Annotated in this window: 15 protein-coding genes; 12 read left to right on the top strand and 3 right to left on the bottom strand. The window is 42.4% G+C overall.

What is annotated here, in order from left to right; genetic code table 11:
• Positions 1–614: 614 nt before the first annotated feature.
• The 9 genes from G5B00_RS08095 to G5B00_RS08055 all read left to right on the top strand — a co-directional run bounded on the left by G5B00_RS08095 (position 615) and on the right by G5B00_RS08055 (position 15,778).
• Complete coding sequence (locus tag G5B00_RS08095) at positions 615–3,236, top strand: TonB-dependent receptor (protein ID WP_163873237.1); 2,622 nt, start codon at positions 615–617, stop codon at positions 3,234–3,236.
• Positions 3,237–3,474: 238 nt separating this feature from the next.
• Positions 3,475–6,495, top strand: a complete 3,021-nt coding sequence (locus G5B00_RS08090; RefSeq protein ID WP_163873234.1) for a SusC/RagA family TonB-linked outer membrane protein — start codon at positions 3,475–3,477, stop codon at positions 6,493–6,495.
• A 26-nt stretch (positions 6,496–6,521) separates the two neighbouring features.
• The gene (locus G5B00_RS08085; protein ID WP_163873231.1) at positions 6,522–7,922 is read left to right on the top strand and encodes a RagB/SusD family nutrient uptake outer membrane protein; all 1,401 of its coding nucleotides are present in this window, start codon (positions 6,522–6,524) and stop codon (positions 7,920–7,922) included.
• An 11-nt stretch (positions 7,923–7,933) separates the two neighbouring features.
• Positions 7,934–9,397 (top strand): DoxX family protein, encoded by a 1,464-nt coding sequence (locus G5B00_RS08080; protein ID WP_163873229.1) that lies wholly within the window; start codon positions 7,934–7,936, stop codon positions 9,395–9,397.
• A 25-nt stretch (positions 9,398–9,422) separates the two neighbouring features.
• Positions 9,423–10,886: a hypothetical protein gene (locus tag G5B00_RS08075; protein WP_163873227.1), complete on the top strand. Its 1,464-nt coding sequence runs from the start codon at positions 9,423–9,425 to the stop codon at positions 10,884–10,886.
• A 7-nt stretch (positions 10,887–10,893) separates the two neighbouring features.
• Positions 10,894–12,318, top strand: coding sequence for a phytoene desaturase family protein (locus G5B00_RS08070; RefSeq protein ID WP_205966358.1), 1,425 nt, complete (start codon positions 10,894–10,896; stop codon positions 12,316–12,318).
• Between the two features lie 7 nt (positions 12,319–12,325).
• Positions 12,326–14,500: a putative sulfate exporter family transporter gene (locus G5B00_RS08065; protein ID WP_163873224.1), complete on the top strand. Its 2,175-nt coding sequence runs from the start codon at positions 12,326–12,328 to the stop codon at positions 14,498–14,500.
• An 89-nt stretch (positions 14,501–14,589) separates the two neighbouring features.
• Positions 14,590–15,138 (top strand): RNA polymerase sigma factor, encoded by a 549-nt coding sequence (locus G5B00_RS08060; protein WP_163873220.1) that lies wholly within the window; start codon positions 14,590–14,592, stop codon positions 15,136–15,138.
• Entirely contained in the window at positions 15,128–15,778 is a 651-nt protein-coding gene (locus G5B00_RS08055) for a hypothetical protein (RefSeq protein WP_163873217.1), read from the top strand. The genes G5B00_RS08060 and G5B00_RS08055 overlap by 11 nt, the downstream gene beginning before the upstream one ends.
• A gap of 37 nt (positions 15,779–15,815) precedes the next feature.
• On the opposite strand, the gene G5B00_RS08050 is transcribed toward G5B00_RS08055, so the two are convergent.
• Together G5B00_RS08050 and pepT are read right to left on the bottom strand one after the other, a co-directional pair.
• The gene (locus G5B00_RS08050; RefSeq protein WP_163873215.1) at positions 15,816–16,385 is read right to left on the bottom strand and encodes a nitroreductase; all 570 of its coding nucleotides are present in this window, start codon (positions 16,383–16,385) and stop codon (positions 15,816–15,818) included.
• 91 nt (positions 16,386–16,476) lie between these two features.
• Positions 16,477–17,739 carry a peptidase T gene (pepT, locus tag G5B00_RS08045; protein WP_163873212.1) on the bottom strand — a complete coding sequence of 421 codons (1,263 nt, stop codon included), beginning with the start codon at positions 17,737–17,739 and terminating at the stop codon, positions 16,477–16,479.
• A 146-nt stretch (positions 17,740–17,885) separates the two neighbouring features.
• Between pepT and G5B00_RS08040 the strand changes: the two genes are divergently transcribed.
• The 3 genes from G5B00_RS08040 (at position 17,886) to G5B00_RS08030 (ending at position 22,252) form a co-directional block, all read left to right on the top strand.
• Positions 17,886–20,555, top strand: a complete 2,670-nt coding sequence (locus G5B00_RS08040) for a M14 metallopeptidase family protein (RefSeq protein ID WP_163873210.1) — start codon at positions 17,886–17,888, stop codon at positions 20,553–20,555.
• Between the two features lie 124 nt (positions 20,556–20,679).
• Positions 20,680–20,997 carry a hypothetical protein gene (locus G5B00_RS08035; protein WP_163873207.1) on the top strand — a complete coding sequence of 106 codons (318 nt, stop codon included), beginning with the start codon at positions 20,680–20,682 and terminating at the stop codon, positions 20,995–20,997.
• Positions 20,998–21,250: 253 nt separating this feature from the next.
• Positions 21,251–22,252, top strand: coding sequence for a glycosyltransferase (locus G5B00_RS08030; RefSeq protein WP_205966357.1), 1,002 nt, complete (start codon positions 21,251–21,253; stop codon positions 22,250–22,252).
• 8 nt (positions 22,253–22,260) lie between these two features.
• Here the strand turns inward: G5B00_RS08030 and G5B00_RS08025 are convergent, their stop codons facing one another.
• The gene (locus G5B00_RS08025; RefSeq protein WP_205966369.1) at positions 22,261–24,018 is read right to left on the bottom strand and encodes an ABC transporter ATP-binding protein; all 1,758 of its coding nucleotides are present in this window, start codon (positions 24,016–24,018) and stop codon (positions 22,261–22,263) included.
• Positions 24,019–24,040: the final 22 nt, after the last annotated feature.

The following is a 24,040-nucleotide window of genomic DNA, read 5'->3' as shown; positions in this document are numbered from 1 at the left end:
AATATTTGGAACGTTTAAGCTAATTCCTGTCGAAGAAATAAATTATGGATTAGAAGAGTTTGAACAAGATGAAAAACAAACATTCTGGTATCTTATGAAAAGTCCGTTTATAGATATCCGAAGAAACAAATCTGATACAAAGCCGTGAACTGTTTTGTTTGATTAGGTAGGAATTGAATCAATACAGGCGATACGCAAAGAGAGTCTAATCATTTTCTATTAAATTTAAAAAAAATATATTACTGATTATCAGTGTTTTATAATGTTTTTGATTGTTTTGTATATAAAATCTACCAATTTAGTAGACTTTATAAAAAATGTTTGTATATTTGCCTTGTTCGTTCAATTGGCGTTGGCAACAATAAGTATACATTTTAAACAAAAACATGAAAAAAAACTACTATCAAATCAACCGTAGATCGGTTCACGGTAACACTGATCTTATTCATCTATACTGTTTGTCCATTCGAATGCGAATGTGTCTATAAATCTTCTTTCTCTTAACATCTGACAGGAAAGGGGAAGCTAGGCTTCCCCTCTTGTCTAATCATGAAAACAAGTATTCAATTGGCGTTGGCACTTGTAAAGTATCCATCATTAAACTGTATAAAAATATGAAAAATAACGGATTTTTCCGGATATTCCTGGTAGTTTTTGTCATCATTGCGACGAATTTTCAATCCCAGGCTCAAATCGAACCCAAACCTATCATCAATGCATCATTGACTGGAAAAGTTGTCGATGCTTATTCAAAACGTGCCCTACAAGGCGTTACTGTACAATTAGAGGCTGTAACACACAGTGTGCGTACAGATGCAAACGGAGATTTTCAATTTGTGACCGGGCAAAAATTACCATTTACGTTGATAGTCTCTTATGTAGGTTATCAAAAAAAGAGAATCGTGGTGGAGACATCTCCTGCTACGATTGAATTGACGCCATTGGTGGAGTCTATAAGCGAGGTAACGGTTACTTCGCGTCGTCGTTCGGAACAGCTTCAAGACATTCCAATTCCGGTTTCTATTGTCAGAGGTGCTGCTATAGAGGACGCGGGTGCTTTCAACGTAAACCGTTTGAAAGAACTGATTCCTACTGTACAATTATACGCTTCTAATCCGCGAAATACTACATTGAATATCCGTGGGTTGGGCTCTACTTATGGTCTGACCAATGATGGTATCGATCCGGGTGTCGGCTTTTATTTGGATGGTGTATATCTCGCTCGTCCTGCAGCTACTGCATTGGATTTTATTGATATAGAGCAGGTGGAGGTTCTTAGGGGACCACAAGGAACTTTGTTTGGAAAAAACACAACAGCCGGAGCATTCAATATTACATCCAGACTTCCGTCATTTAATCCTGAAGCGACTTTTGAAGCTAGCTATGGCAATTACGGTCATATTCAGGCCAGAACATCCATTTCTGGGGGGCTCATCAAGGATTTATTAGCTGCCCGTATATCTTTTTCGGGTACACAACGGGACGGGACCCTATATAATGTTGCAACAGATCGTCAGATTAATGACATCAACAACTTAGGCCTTAGAGGGCAGTTGCTGTTTACTCCTGCGGAAGATTTGAAGATTTCCTTGTCAGGAGATGTGACAAAACAGAGACCTGATGGCTATGGATGGGCTGTGGCCGGTGTCACGGCTAACGAGCGCTCGGCACACAGACAGTTTAATAAAATTATAGAAGATCTAGGTTATAAAATTCCTTACTCAAGTGCCTTTGAAAGAAAGATTGATCTGGATACACGTTCCAGAGCAGACAATGAATTGGGAGGTGCTGCCTTAAATGTAGATTACAAAATTGGTAACGGAACGCTAACTTCGACTACGGCATGGCGTTATTGGGATTGGGTGCCGTTGAATGATAGAGACTATCTGGGTATTCCGGTCTATACCATTTCGGCCGGAAATTCTAAGCATGATCAATACTCGCAAGAATTCAGATATGCTGGTGAAATCAATGATAAATTGAGTGGAGTCGTTGGTTTGTTTGGTCTATGGCAAAATCTGCGGACAGACCCTGTCCATACGGAAGAAGTGGGGGATGCCTATGGTCGTTTTGCGCAAAATAATGCCGCCGCTACAGATTACTTAACACCAGGGCTTTTTTCAGGAGTGGGTATCCGAACCAATTATGGTATCAAAAGCACAAGTTTGGCTGCTTTCGGTCAGTTAGATTGGAAAGTGACAGAACAATTGCACGTATTGCCTGGTATTCGATACAATTATGACAAGAAGATAGTGGACTATGATAGGAAGGCCTACTCGGAAGGGGATGTAAGCGGCTTTACGGCAGATCAGCTCAAGCTAAGGAATGCTGTGTATGTAGACCAGCAATTTAATGTGGATGATGATGAAACTAATTTTTCAGGGCAGCTGACTGTGCAATATAGATTTACACCATTGTATAATGCGTACGCGACATATTCGCGTAGCTATAAGCCTATTGGTGTGAATGTGGGCGGACTGTTGAATAAGACGGATGGCAGCGGGCAGCCGGATACAGACTTGGCCGTCGTCAAGCCAGAGGCCGTGAATCATTTTGAGATTGGGGTAAAGACCAGTCCCACAAGAAATACTTTTTTCAATATCACTGCTTATCAGACCAATATCGATGACTATCAAATCCAAGTACAGTCGCCGGATCCAAGTGTGAATCGTGGGTATCTGGCGAATGCGGAAAAAGTACGTGTACAAGGTTTGGAGATAGACGGCAGCTACCGGCCATGGAATTTCTTACGTATCAATGCAGCATTAGCTTATACAGACGGCAAGTATGTGACTTTCAAAAATGCACCGCTCCCCTTGGAGGAAACAGGTAAGGCTGTAGATGGTGCACAAGTATACTCCAAAGATGTTTCCGGACAGAGATTGCCCGGTATCTCGAAATGGGCGGGTTCTTTTGGCACAGAACTGACACAGGCAGGAAATCTGATTGGATTGGACGGTTCTTATTTCTTAGGGGCTGATTTGTTCTTCCGTTCGGAGTTCTCGTCAAGTGCTACACCATCCACCGTATTGAACATTCCTGCATACAGCTTATTGAATGCTCGTCTCGGTTTCAACGCATCTAACGGAGTATCAGTCTTTGTCTGGAGCCGTAACCTGACAGATACAGATTACCACGAACAATTGCTGGCTGCTCCCGGTAACTATGGACAATATGCCAGTGTAGTGGGGGATCCTTTGACCTATGGTGTGACGCTAAGGTATAATCTCAGGTAAAAACTATACAATACGAAAAGAATGAAAATATACAGAAAAACTACAAACGACAACCTTCCGGTCATATTTTGTCTTTGTTGGCGGATGCGAATGCATGGTTAAAAAGAATTCTATTTCTCTTTTGGAAGCATATAGGGAAAAATTCATTTCCCTATAGCTTCTCTCTTTAATTAATAATGTTACAAGTCTTCAATTGGAGTTGCGGCTTGTAAGTATTCACTATTAACTCTTCGAAAGTATGAAAAATTATAGAGTATTCTATTACTCTTTATCTGTTTTTTTGTTTTTGATCATTGCCCTAGGGGCAAGATCACAGGAGACAAAACCTATTATCAATGCGACCTTGGTAGGTCAGGTAGTCGATACGGACACCAAAAGACCTATCGAAGGAGCCACTATCCAGTTAGAGGCGGTAACCCACAGCGTGAAGACGGATCGTCATGGGCGTTTTGCATTTGTTACGGGACAAAAATTACCTTTTACAGTTATCGTATCTTATTTGGGATATGAATCAAAGAAGTTGGTACTGTCCGAATCACCGGCTACAATCGAATTGGATCGGAAAGACCAAAGTCTGGAAGAAGTGGTCGTCGTCGGGTATGGCACGCAGGAAAAGAAAAACCTGATTGGGTCAGTGTCCAAAATAGATCCGACAAATACAAAAACAATTCCGGAGTCAACCTTTGATACACAGATACAGGGAACTACTGCGGGTGTATGGATAAATGGAGGAACGGGGATTCCGGGCTCTAATACATTTATTAGAGTACGAGGGGCTACATCTATTAACTCGAGCAATGATCCTTTGTATATTATTGATGGTATTTTTGTGAACAATACGTCACTTCAGCAGATCGGAGCGGACCGGGGTGTATCCCCTCTTGCAGATATAAATCCAAATGACATTGAGAGTATAGAAGTTTTAAAAGATGCTTCTGCTATTGCTATTTACGGTTCCAGAGGGGCCAATGGTGTTGTTATTGTGACTACTAAACGAGGTAATTTTGATCAAAAACCAAAATTAGACTTTAACCTTTCCCAAGGTGTGGGTTGGGTTCCGGAATCACAAAGGTGGAAATTGGTAACGGGTCCTCAACATGCTGAATTGGTAGAAGAGTATAGGGCCAATGAGGGATTGGCGCCTCTCTATACGAGAGAGAGCGGCAAGGGATTGCCCGAGGACCAAAAAACTTATGATCGCTTATCCATTCTTTTTCGTAATGCCAAGCTACAAAACTACGATGCTTCGGTAAGGGGAGGAGGCCAAAGTACAAGTTATTATATAGGGATAGGACATTCTAATCAGGACGGTATATGGAGACCCATGGCATTTAACCGTTCCAGCCTGAAGGTTAATATAGATCAGAAAATAAATGAAAGATTAAAGATAGGAATGAGTAATACGCTATCGAGAAGTAACCGGACGATAGGTAGAGCCGTTGGCAGTGGAGGAACAGGAGCTCTATACCAATCTTCAGTAGATATTCCCACAACTCTTCCTATCTATGATGAAGATGGCAGGCCTTTGAGATGGTCAAACTTCGATAATATTGCTCAATTAATCGAAAATTATGACGCACACACTATAAGTAACCATTACGTAGGAGATCTGCACGGACAATACGAGATTTCACCGAAGTGGGTGTTCACGAGTAGCTTTAGCCTGGACTATAACCTATATGAGGAAAATGAATATTGGAATACCAATATCATCAGGGGGACAGCTGCTAACGGAGAGGCGATTTCAAGCCTCACGCAGTCAGATTTTGCCGTAAATGAGCAAACTTTGACGTATAAAAACACGATCAATGGGAAGCATAGCTTTAATTTTATAGTAGGAAACCATATTCAGACCAGTCTCGTAAAAAGCACTTATGCGCGAGGAACGAACTTTCCAAATAATCAGTTTACATTGATTTCAGCGGCAGCCAATCAGACAGCAGATGAGACTTGGAGTAAAAATAACCTGGTATCTGTGTTTAGTAGGTTAAATTATGGTTTTAATGATAAGTATTTGTTTGAAGCTACGTTCAGAGCTGATGGATCCTCTAAATTTGCCAGTAAAAACAGATGGGGCTATTTCCCTTCTGTGGGTGCCGCATGGATCATCAGTAATGAAAAACTGTTTTCCGGTGTTTCAGTTGTCAATCATCTGAAATTAAGAACAAGTTATGGTGCTGCAGGAAACCAAAACGGAATTAGTGATTTTGGTGCAAGGGGACTGTGGACTGCCGGAGCGGGCTATCCTGATGGAGGAACCTCCGAACTGCCGGGAACCAGACCACTTCAGTTGGCTAATCCTAACTTACGATGGGAAAAAACTACCCAGTTTAATGTTGGACTGGATGCCTTGTTTCTTAACGGTCGTTTAGGATTTGAGGTTAATTATTATAATAAATATACAACCGATGCCCTGTTACAAATACCGGTTCCCGGTTCTACAGGTTTTAGCTCTTATCTGACCAACTTTGGAGAACTCAGTAACAAAGGCTTTGAATTTACAGTAAACACGGTCAATATCGACCGAAAAGGATTTAAGTGGAAATCTTCCTTCAATATTTCACAAAACATCAATAAAGTTGAGGTATTGCCCGAACCAATTCTATATGAAAGATTTTCAAGGATAGAACAAGGCGTTGCCCTATATTCTTATTGGTTGTACAATGTATTGGGAGTAGACCCTCAAACGGGCGATTTGGTATTTGAAGATGTGAATAAAGATGGCAATATAACCACCGACGATAGAAAAGTAGTAGGTGACGCCTGGCCTAAGTTTTTTGGTGGGCTTACGAATAACCTGAGTTACAAATCTTTCGATTTAAATTTCCTTTTTACATTTTCTTATGGAAACCGCTTGTGGAATCATAACAGACTTTTGAATGAGCACGGTGGAACATTGGGCGATACAAGAGCGCTCACTGTAACACAATTGGATCGCTGGCGAAATCCAGGAGACATAACAGATGTCCCCAGATTGGCACTTAAAAACTATAATAGACAGGAAATCAGCAGATTTTTTGAAGATGCCTCTTTTCTAAGACTTAGGAACCTTACTCTTGGTTATACACTACCTCCGGTCAGAAATACACAATTAAGAGTTTATGTGACTGGAACCAATCTATGGCTGTTGACCAAATATTTGGGAGCTGATCCTGAAACCCGGATTGAACGAGGAGAGAACCAAAATATTCAGGGATATGACTTTGCATCACCTCCTACACCTAGAACCATTCAATTCGGTGTTAATATCACTTTGTGATCTTATGAGTTTAAAAAGATAAAGAAATGAAAGCTATAAAAATATTCTTTAGAAAGAAAAAAGAGCAATCTATAATTGTCTGTATATTAATTACGGGCTTATTAGCTGTCTCTTCCTGTTCAGGTTTTTTGGATATAGAGCCAAAAGCTAATGTTTCAGATGAATCTACCATAGTAGACCGTGCTTCCTTAAATACTGCATTGAGGGGTGTTTACCGTACACTTGCAGACTATTATGGGAATTATACCCGCCTCGGGTTTGTACCTAGTGGGAATGTCGTATATCAAGTATTCAACAATACGGCGGAATTGAACTTTCTGCCCGAGGACGCTGATTTTGGCAGTACGTGGTCTGCTATTTACCGGACCATTAATGCGGCTAATCATATTATTGAAAAGGCTCCCGGGATAACAGACGTCAATCTTTCGGAAGCAGACAAGAATACAGCATTGGGAGAAGCACATTTTATCAGAGCTTTGGCTTATTTTGACCTGGCCAGAGCCTTTGGTGGAGTTCCTTTAAAGTTGACTCCGACTACGGATGCTGTTATAGATGGCAAGATTCCCAGGAGCAGTCTCGCTGACACGTACGCACAGGTATTAACAGATCTTGAAGCTGCCGAAAACTTGCTGCCCGCAAATGTAACCGTAAACAGGATACGTGCTACCCGACATAGTGTATGGGCGCTTAGGGCGCGTTATCACCTGTATAATAAACAATGGGGGGATGCGATTAAATACGCAACGGATGTCATTAATTTAAATGCTAATTATGAGTTGCTAGCTCCTTTCTCCGTATGGTTTAAAAACAATGTGGTTCAAACCCGAGAATCTATTTTTGAACTTGCATTTTCTGCTCAAAATCCCAATAGTAGTTTGAGAACAACGATGACTCTTTTGTCTAAGGGAGGGGAATATAGATTTCGGCCTACCGATGATGTGGTAAACTTTTTACTGAATCCTTCAACAGGTGGCGGAAGAGTGGCTTTCCTGGATAGCGAAGTTCAGGGAGGTGTTACACAGTATGCGGGCTCTCTTTATTATAGAAGTCCCGCTACAGATCCAATCTATGTATTGCGGATAGCTGAGCAATATTTGATAAGAGCTGAAGCTAAAGCACAGTTGGGTGGTACAGAGCTGCAAGGTGCTATTCATGATTTAAACGCTGTCAGAAACAGAGCTGCTTTACTTGGTACCGATGCGGTTACCCAGGAAGAGGTACTGGCGGCTATCTTAGAAGAGCGAAGATTTGAGTTCTTATGGGAAGCACACAGATATTATGATTTGACAAGGACAGGCAAATTAAAAGAAGAGATCGAAAGGTTAAAGCCCAACCTTACCATTACAAATAGGCATTATTTTTTCCCTATCCCTATTGGTGAGATTGTGTTGGGTAATGGTATTATAGAACCAAATCCCGACTATTAATAACACGTATTATGACCAAAAGTAAATATGTCATGCATAATATTTCATCAGGTACAGATTTAAAATCCGGTAGCTCTTTGCTGAATAAGGTATTCGGATATTTTTCCCGTCCCTTTCTGGATACACAGAGGGGCGTAGAATGGACATATAAGGAGAAGGTTTTCTTTCGCTTTCTGTTCATCTTTTTTGTTTACTTTATCATTCCGGTAGATCCCAAATTTTATGGTTTTTTATTCCAAGCGGACTGGCAGGAAAGCCCTTTTTATAATTTGCTCGTACTGGCACGTTATCAACCGGAATTTTTCCCTTTACAGGATGCAGAAGGCATGCCGATTTTAGGATTGGCATCTTTTAAAAACTGGTTGGTCGGTGTCGTGCTGGCCGTGTTGGGTACACTGGTATGGACACTAGTGGACAGGGAAAGAAAAGAATATTTTGTCTTGCATCAGTGGCTGCAAATATTATTGCGCTATAAGTTGGCGATTGTATTGTTTGCTTATGGGGTGTATAAATTGTTTGTCTTGCAAATACCTTATCCCTCATTGAGCAATCTGTTGACGAATTATGGTGATGCTTTTGCCTGGAAAGTTTATTATCAGACCACAGGCCTTTCGTCGACCTATGTGGCGATTTTGGGATTTATTGAAATATTGGCGGCAGTGTTGTTCTTTTTTAGGAGAACCGTTACGTGGGGAGCCGGGCTGACTATAGGGTACGTGGGTAATATAGCCGTAGCGAATGCTTTTTATGACATCGGAGAGCTTTCACTGAGTACTTTCCTTGTTTTAGGGGCATCTTTTCTTTTTGCGCTCGATATCCAAAAGTTGTATAGATTATTGATCCGGGAGGAACAGGTTGATTTTAAACGGCCCAATGCTGATTTTTCGAAAACGAATTGGTCTAAAGTCAGGTTGGGGAGCAAAGGAGTCGTACTTGGCTTTTTTATCGTGTTCTTGTCTTTGGGTTTTTTCGAATCGAATAAAGGGTTCGGATCGTACAAATATCCTCAAAGTCCGGGGTTGGCCAATTCTTATGGGGTGTATGATGTGAAAGAATTTATTGTGAATGGAGACACCTTGCCCTATTCGAATACAGATCCATTGAGATGGCAGAATGTGGTGTTTGAAAAATGGGCTACGGTTAGCTTGAAGGTCAATAAGGAACAGATTATCGACAAGTCTTCAGCTGATATTTATCAGAAGGAGGATATAGATCGAAATTATGAGCTGGCAGGATTTTCCGGAAGACATTATTATCATTATGAAATAGATAGAGAGAATCAGGTACTCAACTTGTACAACAAAAACAGATATCATCGGGAAGATCAATTTTCCTTGCAATACAGCAGACCGACCGATTCAACAATTATCCTCAATGGAAGCCTGAATGGTAGAGATTCGGTAAAGGTTCTTTTGGAAAGAGCGGACAAACCTTATATGCTTTTTGAAGGTAGGAGAAAGGACTCCAGATTGTAAACTATAGATTTTTAAAGCAATAGACATGGGACATACAGACAACAAACCATATATTTCGCATGAAAGGGCATGGACAAAGGGCAGTAAGCTTGCCTTTCGGATTTTTGGTATTTACTTTTTAGCACTTTGTATACCGTCGTATCCGGCATTTTACCAGCACCTGTTTAATTTGGATTTTAGTAAGTTAACTTATCATGATTTCCAATCCGTGGTCGCCTTTTGGCCACCACAGTTGGTATTGATAGAAAGCGAAGAGGGAGTTTTTGGTTTTTTGAATTATATCAATCTGATCCTGCTATTTTTGGTATCGGTGATCTTGGGGCTGGTATGGACATTTTTTGATAAGAAAAATAGAAATTACGATCAACTCTACTATTGGGTGCATACCATAGTCAGGTACCGTTTGGCTTTTGGGATGGTCGGATGGGGACTTAAGAAAGTTTTTCCCATGCAGATGGTGTATCCGACAATCGGTATGCTGAACACACCTTTTATTGACATGGCAGAAAAAAAACTGTACTGGTCGCATGTGGGTGTTTCATTCTGGTATACGGTATTTTTGGGATTTGCCGAACTTATTCCGGGATTATTGTTGTTACATAAAAAGACCGCCCCGCTTGGAGGAGCTTTGGCTGCGGTCGTCTGTTTTAATATTGTATTGGCCAATCATGCATTTGACGCCGGAGTCGCCGTACCTGCTGCTTATTTTACACTGCTTGGGATTTATGTGGTGTGGCAGGATATCGGAAAGATTTATGGAGGGGTGACATTGGGAAAAACAGTACAATTAAACCGTTATTATCCGACATACAACAACCGTTTAAAGGCAAATGCAAAGACTGTCATCAAATGGCTTGCTATCTTTATTTTTGTTCCTCTGACGGCCTTTTACTGGGGATATGGTTTCTTCAACGGCAATAATTATAATATTCCCAGTACGTCGGGTATACCTGCTTTAACGGGTTATTATAATGTGGATAGATTCGTTCAAAATGGAGAAGAGTTCCCTTTCAATCCTCATGATACGGTAAGATGGCAGGATGCTATTTTTGAAAAATGGTCCAGTTTGAGTTTCAAGACCAACAGGACAGCCTTTGTGGACAGGATGATCGGTTATTCGCCGCTTCGTGTCAAAGGTAGAAAGAACCGGAGATTGAACCAAGTGGAGACACAGGATTCGGATAACCTCTTTAAGCTGAACAAAAACAGAGACCTGGGTGTCACGAGATGGGAGGTAGGAGGGATGGCCGGCAATAGGAGTTATTTCTTCTACCAAGCAGACACGATCCAGCATACCCTAGTGCTTCAGAATAAAAATAAGAACCATTCTGATGAGAAAATGAGATTGAATTATACTATTTTCGAAAATAGAAAGGTTAAATTAGAAGGAATTAATCAATATGCTGATTCTATACAGGTGGATTTGAGTTTTGTGGAGAGACGATATCCTTTGGTTGAGGGAAGGAAGCGCGATATGAATACATATTAAATACATTTTGAGAAGCTACGATGCCATTATAATCGGTTCGGGTCCGAACGGATTTGCTACTGCGATCACCTTGCAACAGCGGGGACTTTCTACGTTGATCGTAGAAGGTGCAGATACTATTGGAGGAGGAATGCGTACCAAAGAGTTGACTTTACCAGGTTTTAAGCACGATGTCTGTTCGGCCATACATCCTATGGCCATGGCATCCCCTTTTCTGCGTTCGTTACCGCTAGGGGATTACGGACTGGAGTTTGTGCATGCACCTTATGCTGCGGCACACCCTTTGGATAGTGGAGATACCGCTATTTTGCACCATAGTTTAGATGAGACTGTCGCCGATCTGGGAATAGATGGTAAATACTATAAGAAACTAATACAGCCAGTAGTTAACCAATGGGAGAGCTTGGCCCTGGATACGATGGGGCCACTGCACTTTCCTCAAAAGCCGTTACAGTTGGCCTCCTTTGGCCTGGATGCTTTACGGCCAGCCAGTTGGATTGCCCGCTCGTTCAAAACAGAAAAAGGGAAGGCTCTGTGGGCCGGAATGGCTGCACATGGTATACAGCCGTTGTCCAACTGGGCGACATCGGCTATTGGGATCGTATTGCTGGCGGTGGGCAATAAATATGGCTGGCCTATTCCCGTCGGTGGATCCCAATCTATTGCAGCTGCATTGGAAAAATATTACAAAGACTTAGGAGGAGAGGTGCAAACAGGATTTTGGGTAAAAAATATTGCCGATTTGCCCGAACATAAGACATTGGTTCTGGACTTAACACCTAGACAGATCTTACAATTGGAGGGACTCAATTTGTCTGAATCCTATAGACGGGGCTTGCAAAGATACAGGCAGGGCATGGGTGTTTTTAAGATCGATTGGGCCTTGTCCGAACCGGTTCCTTTTAGGGACAGACGCTGTAATCAGGCTGCCACAGTGCATATTGGCAATACATACGCAGAAATTGCTCTTAATGAAAAACGGGCACACGAAGGTAGGCAGGTTGATAAGCCTTTCGTCTTATTTACACAGCAAAGTGCTTTTGATTCGGGTAGAGCACCCGAAGGCAAGCATACGGGCTGGGCGTATTGCCACGTGCCGAACGGTTCTCCCGTAGACTACACAGAGGCTATAGAAAACCAGATCGAACGTTTTGCACCGGGATTTAAGGATACTATTCTGGCAAGGGCTACTAAGAATCCCGTACAGATGGAAGAGTACAATCCCAATTATGTAGGAGGTGATATCAATGGAGGGATTATGGATATAGGACAACTGTACACGAGACCAACGCTGTCATTGACACCATACAGAACCTCGAATAAGCAGGTTTATATAGCTTCTTCTTCTACACCCCCGGGAGGTGGAGTACACGGCATGTGTGGCTATCATGCAGCAAGAACGGTCTTGAATGATCATTTCGGAATAAAATGATATGTCCATGAGGAAAATTGTGTTAGCGGGAGGTACAGGGCAGTTGGGTAAACTCTTAAAAACGGCATTTGTTCAAAGAGGGGAAAAGGTGATCATATTGACGCGTGGTGAAAAAAAATCACACCATCCTCTTATTCAATATGTTCATTGGGATGCTCAACAGTTAGGAGAATGGACGTATTATCTGGAACATGCAGATGTACTCATCAATCTATGTGGAGATAATATTCGTCAGCGTTTTACGGAAACAAACAAGAAAAGGCTACTGGACTCCCGGTTGGGCCCGACGGCATTGTTGGGAAAGGCTATTCATCAATTAGACCGGCCTCCCAAACTATGGATTAATTTTTCGGGTATATCCCTTTTTAATGGTCTTGAGAGCATACAGGATGAATACAGTACAGTATATGGCCATGATTTCTTAGCAAATCTGGTGTTAGCATGGGAAGATGAATTTAAGGATACTGTCACATCTTTGACAGAGAAAGTCATCGTTCGTGTGAGTGCTGTCTTATCCTGGAGGTTTGGCATGTTGCCAGAGCTGTATGGGATCGTAAAAAAAGGTCTGGGCGGTAAAATTGGAAATGGTCAGCAATATGTGAGTTGGATTCATGAGCAGGATTTGGTCGCTTTGATCATGTGGATCATAGAGAAAAAGCAAAAAGGCCTTGTTTACCATGCTTGTAGCCCTTTTCCTGAAAGGAATGAAATTTTCATGAAGACACTGCGAGAGGTAGCGGGAATTGGATTTGGTTTACCTTTGCCTACACCATTGGCCAAGATTGGCGCTTTTATCAAAGGTGTAGATCCCAGTCTTTTGTTGGAAACGGTTCCGGTGACCACAAAAAGAACGATTGAAGAAGGATTTGAATTTAAATTTCCGTATCTTCACAATGCATTTTATCAATTCTTAAATCAACTTAAATATATGTCATCTAAACGAATTGTCTTCTCTGAAGATTGGGTCGTCGTGATCCTAGGCTTAGGAATTGTGTTTTTGGCACTAACGGGTGTCATTGTTCCCAAGCCTGGTTTTGACTGGACCAATGCAAATGAATTGAGGGAACAGGTCTTTTCTATTAAGAACATAACTGCTATAGGGTTACAGTTTATTACCGTGTATCTTGTTGCTATTTTAGGAGCTGTCTTGCTTCAGAAAGCATTAAAACCTTTGCTGATTGTTTTTCCTATCGTCTATTTCCTGACGATATTTGCCCTGGTACTGGCGGGCAATTCGATTGTCAAGGAATATAATCTGGAGGCGGTCATATTCAGTCTGGCGATAGGTCTTTTTATCAGTAACTTTTTTAAGTTGCCCGTATGGTTCAAAGAAGCTTTGAATACGGAACTGTATGTGAAAATAGGCTTGGTTCTGTTGGGAACGACTATTATATTCGGCGATATTCTCAAAGCGGGTTCACTGGGGCTTATCCAGGCTTTGGTCGTTGTCATCACGGTCTGGTACTTTGCTTTTTGGATCTGTAAAAAACTGAAGATCGACAAGGAAATGTCCCTCATGTTGTCGAGTGCAGTGTCTATCTGTGGTGTTTCGGCGGCTATAGCCACATCCGGAGCGATACAGGGCGATAGTAAGAAGCTGTCTTATGTCATTTCGTTAGTCTTGATTACGGCTGTCCCGATGATGATCTTCATGCCCTATATAGCCGAATGGATGGGACTGTCGCAGGATGTGACCGGAGCTTGGTTGGGAGGTTCGATCGATACGACGGGAGCTGTGGTAGCATCGGGCTCGCTGGTGGGTGAACGTGCTCTGGAAATCAGTACAATCGTCAAATTCTCACAAAATGTCATGCTGGGTATAGCCGCTTTTTTCATCAGTATTTATTGGACGTATGCCAAATCAGTAGATGATGAAACCAAGCGTGAAAAGCCCACATTAAAAATAATCTGGGAGCGTTTTCCGAAATTTGTCGTGGGGTTTGTATTTGCCTCTTTGCTCTTTTCTTTTGTGGTTTCGCCCGAAACCGTAGATGCTGTCAAAGGTAGCCTGAAAAGCTTGCAAGGACTGTGGTTTGCCTTGGCCTTTACTTCTATCGGTTTGGAGACGAACTTTAAGGATTTGTTTGGTCACCAAAACAAAAAGCCATTGTATGCATTTCTGATCGCGCAGACATTTAATATCGTGGTGACATTAGTGATTGCGATGTTGTTGTTTGGGTAGTAAATATCTTCTCGGAAGATAGACTATTTTTCAAAAACATTATGGAAATTGCTATCTTCAATCATCTTATCATTGACGGTTGATTGCGCATGAACGAAAAGGAGCTACTGCAATATTATAGGAGCACGGGGAATATCGAGGCTTTGGGGAAATTGTATGCACCTTATATGTCCTTACTTTATGGTGTATGCTTTAAATATTTGCAGGATATGGAGCGGAGCCAGGATGCTGTGATGCAGGTCTTTGAGGAGCTGGTGGACAAGCTGCGTGTGCATGAAGTTGAAAATTTTAAGAGTTGGCTGCATGTTTACACCAAGAATTACTGTTTGATGCAGCTCCGTAAGGACAAGCGTTCAAATTTTGTAGATATTGAGGACAATCTCTACGAAAGTGAGCAACAATTGAATCAACATGATGAAGTAAAGTGGGGCGAAAATGATTTTGAGAAATTGGAAGGTTGTATGCAGACCCTGAACGAAGAACAGGAGCAATGTGTACGGCTGTTTTATTTGGAACAGCTATGCTATAAGGATATTGCAGAACGAACGGGATATGAACTCAATAAAGTCAAGAGTGCTATCCAAAATGGGAAACGCAATCTGAAAATCTGTATGGAGAATAAGCGAAATGGAAAATAATTATCAATTGTCACGTATTCACAACTATGTCAACGGCTTGATGAGCAGGGAGGAGATGTATGAGCTGGAAAAAGAAGCCTTAAACGATCCCTTTTTGCAGGACGCCATTGATGGGTATGCACTACAGGATGGGGTAGATGCGGGACAGCTCAGTCTATTGCAAAAGCGATTGGCGGCACGTGTGGAGACACAGTCTCTGGCCAAAAACAGACGTTTTTACAGTTGGCAACGTTTGGCTGTGGGGATGGCTGCTGCGGTGATGTTTGTGACGGTGTGTACACTGTTGCTACTCCGGTATCTGCCTCAAAGAACAGCAGGCTTGACGGAAGTGGAAATTATGCAGGAGCATACGTATTCTGTGTCATTGCAATCCTATCAAGAGGGAGCCGAACCTATAGAAGGTTGGCCAGCATATGAAGATTATTTAAATAAAAACTTCCAAGGTGATCACTACGAAGAGGGTGTGTTGCATATTACCTTTAAGATAGATGAAAACGGCAAGCCTTTTGAGGTCCACGAAGAAACAAATGGAAGAGGCCACTTATCTTTTGATGAACTCCGAAAAATCATCGAAAATGGACCGAAATGGAAAGGTGGGCAAGCTCGGATAGCCGTGGATGTACATAAAATGAAGTTATAGCTGAATTGCCGCAGGCTTAAGCCTGCGGCAATTCAAATTACTCTTCCCAACGAATTTTATCTTCGATAGGTGTACGGGCAGGTTCCCTAGAATCACTATTGTGGTGTCCGAGGTAAAAAAGTCCGATACACTTCTGGTTTTCTTCCAGATTTAAGAAACCATCGAGATGATGGATCAACCCGGGGGTAGCCCAATATCCACCGATACCTATCGAATGGGCAGCTAACCAAAGGTTTTCGACGGCACAGGCTGTAGCAGCCAGCTCTTCCCATTCGGGAAGTTCTCCCGTATAATTGACGACGATAGCAATAGCCACATTGGACATTGTCGCCTTTTTGGCCATGTTTTGTTCGGCCAGCTCTGTGTATTTTTCAAGAGGGGTAATCGTTTTATAGATACGGGCTAGTTCTGCCCCCAACCTTTCTAACCCTTCCTTGCGAAATACAACAAACCGCCAGGGCTGTGTACGTTTGTGCGTGGGCGCAGCATTGGCTGCATGCAAGATGGTCATGATATCTTCCCGGGATATTTCCTCCTCAGTAAAGCTGTTTTGATTGACAGTCCTTCTGCTTTGTATGGCTTTTAGTACTTCGTTTGATGTGTGCATATTTCTTGTTTTTTTGCTATAGGCTTTAAGCAGTAGGCTATAGGCAATAAGCTAAGGGCCTAAAGCCTATAGCTTGTAGCCTACAGCCCTTTTAAGCTCTTTCTTCCCAAATATTGGCAATGTGCAGTATAGTTTTTACAGCGGCTTCCATATCCTGTCTGCTGACCCACTCCATCTTGCCGTGAAAGGCGTGTCCACCTGCAAATACATTGGGGCATGGAAGTCCCATGAAAGAGAGGCGTGAGCCGTCTGTACCACCCCGTATACTGCGACATTCGGCCTTCAATCCAGCTCGTTCAATGGCTTCTAAACCGATTTGCATGATTTGAGGATATTTGTCCAGCACTTCTTTCATGTTGCGGTATTGTTCTTTGACCTCAAGTCTATACGTACATCCCGGAAATCTGGCGAGGACATTCTTGGTGATGTTTTCCAATTCTCTTTCGTGGAGTGCGAGGTTTGCCGTGACATGATCTCGGATGATAAACTCCAATGTGGCTTTTTCTACTGTCCCCGAAATAGTGGTGGGATGTATAAAACCTTCTTTTTCAGACGTGCTTTCAGGAGATAGCCTGTCGAAGGGCAAAGAATCTATGATCTTAGCCGCTACTTTCAGTGCACTTTGCATCTTGCCCTTAGCAAAGCCCGGATGCACCGAAATGCCATGGATAGTTATTTTTACGCCATCAGCGGAGAAGGTTTCATCTTCTATGGTTCCGGCTTTTTCACCGTCCATCGTATAGGCGAAGGTGGCTCCGAGCTTTTTCAGATTGACAAAGTCTACTCCTCTACCAATTTCTTCATCGGGTGTAAAAAGGATTTTGATATTACCGTGCTTGAGTTGCGGATTGTCCATCCATATCCGTGCGGCTTCCATGATTTCGGCTACACCGGCTTTATCGTCTGCGCCTAAAAGAGTCGTGCCCGATGCCGTAATGATATCATGGCCGATTTGTGCGGACAAGTCTGGGTGTTCGGCATATTTGATGATGACCGTAGGATCATCCGGTAACGTAATGTCCTGCCCGCGGTAGTCAGTGTGTACAATGGGTTTTACGTTTGTTCCTGAGCAATCGGGTGAAGTGTCCACATGAGAGCAGAAGCAAATGACCGGAACTTTTTTGTCCGTGTTTGAAGGTATAGTGGCATAGACATAACCATTTTCATCTAGCTCAGCGTCACTGACTCCCATGGCCAACAATTCTTCGACCAGTAATTTACTTAGGTTTTTCTGTTTTTCCGTAGATGGAAAAGTTTCGGCATATGGGTCGGATTGGGTGTCTATCTGCACATATCTCATAAAACGCGCTGCAACCTGATCCGGCTTAATGTTGTTGATTTCTGAATTACTCATCTTATTTTGAATGATGAACAAAAATAGCAAGATAAAATGGATAACAGTGTGTCAGAGAACAAAAACAAATTTGTTACGAACAAGAATAGGGCATCTTTACGTATATTGCGCACAGAAAAATTATAGAGCTAAAACTTATACACCAAATGAAGCAAATACACTATTTTTTGTGTGCTATATTCCTATTGATAGGAAGTTTAGAAAGTACACGGGCACAGTCCGCCATTCCTACGCCCAAATCCCATTTTGGATTTAATATTGGCGATGATTACCACTTGACCAACTATACACAGACCGAAGCATATTTCAAGCGATTGGCTGAACTTTCGGATCGTGTGCTGCTCAAAAATCTGGGTCATACCGAAGAAGGGCGTAACCAATATATGCTAGTGGTCAGTTCTCCGGAGAATATCAAGAATGTGGAGCAATACCGGGCGATATCGCAGGAATTGGCTTTGGCAAAGATGCCTGAAGAAACCGCTCGCAAACTTTCAAAGGAGGGTAAGGCGGTTGTATGGATAGACGGTGGCCTGCACTCGACGGAGACGGTAGCAACCCATCAATTGATTGAGACAGTCTATCAGATGGTTAGTCGTACCGATGATGAAGCCACAAAAATATTGGAGAATGTGGTCATCTTGTTTGTCCATGCCAATCCGGACGGGCACGAGTTGATGGGAAACTGGTACATGCGGGAGAAAGAGCCCACCAAGAGAGTGATGAGTAAGTTGCCTGTACTGTATCAAAAGTATATAGGCCATGACAATAATCGGGATTTCTTTATGTTCAATATGGCGGAGTCCCGTAATTTGGCACAGCCGTTGTTCGTAGATTGGATCCCCCAGATTGTTTATAACCATCATCAGAGTGCTCCGGCAGGTACGGTAGTTGTTGGGCCGCCCTATCGTGACCCCTTCAACTATGTCTATGATCCTATTTTGGTCACTAGTCTGGATGCTATTGGAGCAGCTATGCACACCCGTTTGAATGTAGAGGACAAGCCGGGGTATGGCCAACGAGGATCATCAAGATTTTCGACGTGGTGGAATGGAGGGCTACGTACTTCGGTCTATTTTCACAATATGATCGGTATCTTGACCGAAATCATCGGAGGACCTAACCCAAGTACAACCCCCTTGATATATAGTCGGATATTGCCCAATGGTGATTCACCAAACCCGGTACATCCGCAGACCTGGAATTTTAAGAAGTCTATAGATTATTCCGTCTCGCTCAATATGGCTGTGTTACATTATGCGGCCAACAACAAAGAGGATCTTTTGTACAATATTTATAAGATGGGGCACAATTCCATCAAAAGGGGATCGGAGGCCTCTCTAGCTATACATCCCGGACAGATCAGATATATGAAAGAGGTGTCAAAAATCGACACCACCGGAAAAATACCGTCCAAGTGGTACGATGTGTTGAAAGAAGATAAGAGCAGGCATGATCCTATAGCTTATGTCATCCCTTCGAATCAACCTGATTTTGGTACGGCGATCAAGTTTATCAATAGGCTGATCTTGTCTGGTATAGAAGTCGAACGTGCTGATAAGGCTTTTGCATTGGAAGGGAAAAACTATCCTGCAGGCAGCTATGTTGTACGTTTGGCACAGGCGTTCCGTCCACATATTTTGGATATGTTTGAACCACAAAACCATCCGGATGATTTTGAATATGCAGGTGGCCCACCGATTCCACCTTACGATGCGGCAGGTTGGACATTGGCGTACACGATGGGTGTCAAATTTGACCGTATCCAATCCCCTGTCTCCCAAGAAACGTTCGTCAGCCTGGATAGGGGAAAACCTGTCAAATTTGATTCGGAATACGCTGTTGGGGGAAAATACCTGCAATTGAGTACAGCTGTTAACGACAACTTCAAGCTATTGAATGCTGTATTGAAGGCAGGTGGACAGGCCTATACGGATCCTAAGGGGTATTTTTATATCGAAAATTCTAAGGCGAACCAGAGTTTACTGAATGCGATGCGTGAATCGGTTGGTTACAAAGTGGTTTCGGCAAACTCTTTGCCAAAGGACAAAACACCTGCAAAAGCTCTTCGTATTGCATTGTGGGATACATACGGGGGATCGATGAAATCGGGTTGGATGCGTTGGTTGTTGGAAGATTTCAATTATGATTTTGATGTGATCTACAACCCAGATATCGATCGGGAAAATCTGCGTGAGAAATATGATGTGATTCTTTTCCCCGGAGGAGGAGTAAATGCTTCCTTGAAGAAAAAATCGACAAGCAACAAGGCTTTGGCTAATATTCCGGAAGAGTACAAAGGACGGGTAGGAGAGTTTTCATCTGATCATTCATTGCCTGCTATCCAGAAGTTTGTAAACGAAGGAGGCAAATTGTTACTGATCGGTAGCAGCAGTCACCTTGCTAAGCACTTAGGTATTCCACAGAAAAATGCTTTGTCAAAAGAAGTGAATGGCAAAGAGAAGCCGCTATCCAGACAGGAGTTTTATATACCCGGCAGTGTGATGACGGTGAAAGTTTCGACAGAGGACAAGGCGACGAGCGGATTGGAAGAACGGGTGGACGTGTATTTTGGTAATAGCCCTGTTTTTAAGTTTGACAAAGAAGCTGAAAAGTACAATGTGAAAACATTATTGACCTTTGATAGCCCTCATAGCATGAAAAGTGGTTGGGCCTGGGGTCAACATTATCTCAACAATACCGTTGCTGCTTACCGTGCAGACTTGGGAAAAGGAAAAGTTTTTGTCTTTGGCCCCGAAGTGGCATTTCGGTCACAGACCCATAGTACATTTAGGTTGATATTCAATCAGTTGTATTGAGTTAGGAATCATTTTTGTCTATAAATTAGGTAGAGACGCAATGCATTGCGTCTCTATTTTTTTTAAAATAAATTTGTTTTTCTGTTTTTACTATTTATATTTGGTCTAAATTAAAATTAAATACATGTGTCAATCTGTGATTTTGAGTTCCAAAGGTAATACTACGATCAGCTATTGTTCAAAATGCCGTAACCATTACATTTGGCAGAATTCGTTTTTGTTGACGTTCAATCCTACACAGTATACCTCCTTTTTGCATGAGATAAAAGGGAAAATGGGGGAGGAAGAATTCTATTCTTTTCCGGATGGACTTCCCCGGACGATACTAACAACACCCGTGTATGAGATTGTGTTTACATTTACGGAAGAAGAATGGCAGGATTTTACGAGTACATTACACGAAGCTTATTATATGCGTGAGGTTTATCAACTGATCCATTGAAGATATGAAGTCCTAGAGGCCTTTTTTCTCTTTCGCTCTAATACTAAAAAAAACAGGTCTTCTAGGCACCAATTGACAATTTAAACGACCATCTCTCTCTTCGTTTATAAGTGAAAATTCCCCTTGCTGCGATAGCTAAGGGGATTTTCTTTTTTAATCTGTTCGGTTTATTTTTGGCTATGGTAAACAAAAAGGTTTAAAAGAGAAATATCTATATTTACAATAGCAAAAATTGCTTGTAGATAATAAAGAGATGGATACAAAAATGCGTATTTTGATTGTCGATAATGGTTTCATACCTGTCCATTTGTATGGGGGTACGCAACGTGTGATCTGGGGATTGGGAAAGGAGCTTGCGAAAATGGGACATATAGTCACATTTTTAGTAAAGAAAGGGTCGTATTGTGATTTTGCTACGGTCTTACACATTGATGAAAATATTCCTATTGTTGATCAGATCAAACCTCAGTATGATATCGTACATTTCAACTTTCAGCCCGAGCGCATTGAACATTTTCGTTTGCCCTATATCATCACTATGCACGGCAACAGAAACGATACGGTTCAGCTCGATAAGAATACCGTATTTGTTTCCAAAAATCATGCACAGAGATTTTCATCCGAAGCATACGTGTACAATGGATTGGATTGGGAAGAATATGCCAAGCCGGATCTGGGGCTTAAACGAATGTATTTTCACTTTTTGGGCAAAGCATCGTGGCGTATCAAGAATGTACAGGGAGCGATAGATGTTGTTTCTTGTATGAAAAAAGAGCGGCTTGCAGTACTAGGAGGTGTGCGGTTCAATATAAAAATGGGTGTCAGGTTTACCTTTTCGCTTAAGGTCACTTTTAGAGGTATGGTCGGCGGAGAGGAGAAATACCGATGGCTTAATGGCTCCAAAGGTCTGGTTTTTCCGGTCAGATGGCATGAACCGTTTGGGTTGGCAATCATAGAGAGCTTGTATTATGGTTGTCCTGTGTTTGGTACGCCCTATGGCTCGTTGCCCGAGCTCGTCAACAGTGACGTGGGTTTTTTGTCGGATAAAGGAAAGGTTCTCGAACAGGCTATGGTACATTGGGACCAATACGATCCTAAGAATTGCCATGCGTACGCCTTAGAAGAATTTAACAGCAAAAGAATGGCTTTGGCATATTTGTCGAAGTATGAGATCGTCTTGGAAAACAGAACTATCAATGCAACTAATCCTCAGTTGAAAGAGGTACAACAACACAAGTTTTTGCATTGGGAATAGATTGGTTCTTAAATCCCTGCCGAGTTGAATTGCAGGTCATACAGTTTTTTGTAATACCCGTCAAAGGAAAGCAACTCTACATGGGAGCCCATTTCTTTGATTTCCCCTTTGTCCAGTACGATGATCTTGTCGGCTTTCTGTATCGTGGAGAGACGGTGTGCGATCACGATAGCCGTCCGTCCGTCCATCAGATTGTTGATGGCTTCTTGAATGAGCTGCTCCGTCTCGGTATCGATAGAGGATGTGGCTTCATCCAGGATCAAGATCCGGGGATCATGTACTAGGGCACGGATAAAGGAAACTAACTGGGCTTGCCCGGATGATAGGGTTACGCCCCGTTCTTGTACTTGATGGCCAAAACCGTCGGGGAGGTTGTTGATAAATTCGTAGGCACCGACTTTCTTGGACGCATCGATGACTTGGTCCAAATGTATTCTGGGATCCTGGAGGGTAATGTTGTGAAGGATCGTGTCTGAAAATAAAAACACATCCTGGAGCACCGTAGCGATATTTTTGCGCAGAAAAGACAATTCGTATTCTCGTATATCTACACCATCCAACAGGATCTGACCTTTTTGGATTTCGTAAAACCGGCTCAAGATATTGATAATAGAAGATTTGCCAGCTCCCGTAGCACCGACCAAGGCTAGCGTTTCTCCTTCCTGTACCTTGAAACTGACGTCTTTCAATACCCAGTTTCTATTGGTGATAATTTCTTTTTCATCAGCAATAGGGCTATCCGCCTCTACGCGGATAGTTTCGACATTGTAAGCAAACCAGACATTTTTAAACTCAATCTCTCCTCTTACGGTTTCGGGCTTGTACAGACCTTTGTTTGGTGTAAACTCGTCCGTATCGAGCACCTCAAAGATACGTTCGGCCGAAACCATACCCATCTGTAAGGTATTGAACTTATCAATCAATTCCCTTATGGGTCGAAATATCATGTTGATATACATGATGAAGGCAACGACTACCCCCGGCGAAATCACATCGGCTATGATCTGTTTGGAACCATACCATACGAGTAATCCTGTCGCTATGGCGATGATGATTTCCAATACGGGGAAAAAGATCGAAAAATACCAGTTGGCCCGCACATGCGCATTGCGGTGTTCCTTGTTGACAGTGTCAAATTTCCTGAACTCCTGCTGTTCCCGGGCAAAGTACTGTATGACGGCCATACCCGAAATATGTTCCTGAAGAAAAGTGTTGAGATTGGACACCCATAGCCGTACACTTTGGAAAGCTGATTTCATGGCTTCCTTGAAAATATAGGTCGACCATATCATCAGCGGCATAGGAACCAATACAACCAGAGTAAGCCGCCAATCTGTATAGAACATGACACCCAAAATAACAATAAGCTGCAACAGATCTCCGATAATCTGTATCAATCCTTCCGAAAAGATGTTGGCAATCGTTTCCAGATCGGATATTGTCCGGGTGATCAATCGGCCGATGGGGGTATTGTCAAAATATTTGAGGCGAAGGTTGGTGATGTGATTGAATACCTGTATACGGAGGTCACGGATAACGGACTGGCCAAGCGTATTGGTCATCAATGTATGAAAATACCGGATAATGGTCTGTGCTATCAACAGGGATAGCATCAAGATCAGCATTTTTGTCAAATATTGATACTGTCCGGCGAGAATATAATTGTCCAATGTATATTCGATCAGCAGTGGAAGAGCCGGAGCCACAGCCGCCAACAGGATGGTCAACAAGACGGATATCCAAAATATACGTCTATAAGGGCGCATATACTTGGCCAATCTGCTGAGC

Source organism: Parapedobacter sp. SGR-10 (genome assembly GCF_011030405.1).
Lineage (GTDB): Bacteria > Bacteroidota > Bacteroidia > Sphingobacteriales > Sphingobacteriaceae > Sphingobacterium.
This window is presented reverse-complemented; position numbering and strand designations above follow the sequence as displayed.

Excerpts from the sequence above, each read along its gene's own strand:
- G5B00_RS08095 (WP_163873237.1), top strand. The coding sequence starts at position 615 with ATGAAAAATAACGGATTTTTCCGGATATTCCTGGTAGTTTTTGTCATC.
- G5B00_RS08090 (WP_163873234.1), top strand. The coding sequence starts at position 3,475 with ATGAAAAATTATAGAGTATTCTATTACTCTTTATCTGTTTTTTTGTTT.
- G5B00_RS08085 (WP_163873231.1), top strand. The coding sequence starts at position 6,522 with ATGAAAGCTATAAAAATATTCTTTAGAAAGAAAAAAGAGCAATCTATA.
- G5B00_RS08080 (WP_163873229.1), top strand. The coding sequence starts at position 7,934 with ATGACCAAAAGTAAATATGTCATGCATAATATTTCATCAGGTACAGAT.
- G5B00_RS08075 (WP_163873227.1), top strand. The coding sequence starts at position 9,423 with ATGGGACATACAGACAACAAACCATATATTTCGCATGAAAGGGCATGG.
- G5B00_RS08065 (WP_163873224.1), top strand. The coding sequence starts at position 12,326 with ATGAGGAAAATTGTGTTAGCGGGAGGTACAGGGCAGTTGGGTAAACTC.
- G5B00_RS08060 (WP_163873220.1), top strand. The coding sequence starts at position 14,590 with ATGAACGAAAAGGAGCTACTGCAATATTATAGGAGCACGGGGAATATC.
- G5B00_RS08055 (WP_163873217.1), top strand. The coding sequence starts at position 15,128 with ATGGAAAATAATTATCAATTGTCACGTATTCACAACTATGTCAACGGC.
- G5B00_RS08050 (WP_163873215.1), bottom strand. The coding sequence starts at position 16,385 with ATGCACACATCAAACGAAGTACTAAAAGCCATACAAAGCAGAAGGACT.
- pepT (WP_163873212.1), bottom strand. The coding sequence starts at position 17,739 with ATGAGTAATTCAGAAATCAACAACATTAAGCCGGATCAGGTTGCAGCG.
- G5B00_RS08040 (WP_163873210.1), top strand. The coding sequence starts at position 17,886 with ATGAAGCAAATACACTATTTTTTGTGTGCTATATTCCTATTGATAGGA.
- G5B00_RS08035 (WP_163873207.1), top strand. The coding sequence starts at position 20,680 with ATGTGTCAATCTGTGATTTTGAGTTCCAAAGGTAATACTACGATCAGC.
- G5B00_RS08030 (WP_205966357.1), top strand. The coding sequence starts at position 21,251 with ATGGATACAAAAATGCGTATTTTGATTGTCGATAATGGTTTCATACCT.
- G5B00_RS08025 (WP_205966369.1), bottom strand. The coding sequence starts at position 24,018 with ATGCGCCCTTATAGACGTATATTTTGGATATCCGTCTTGTTGACCATC.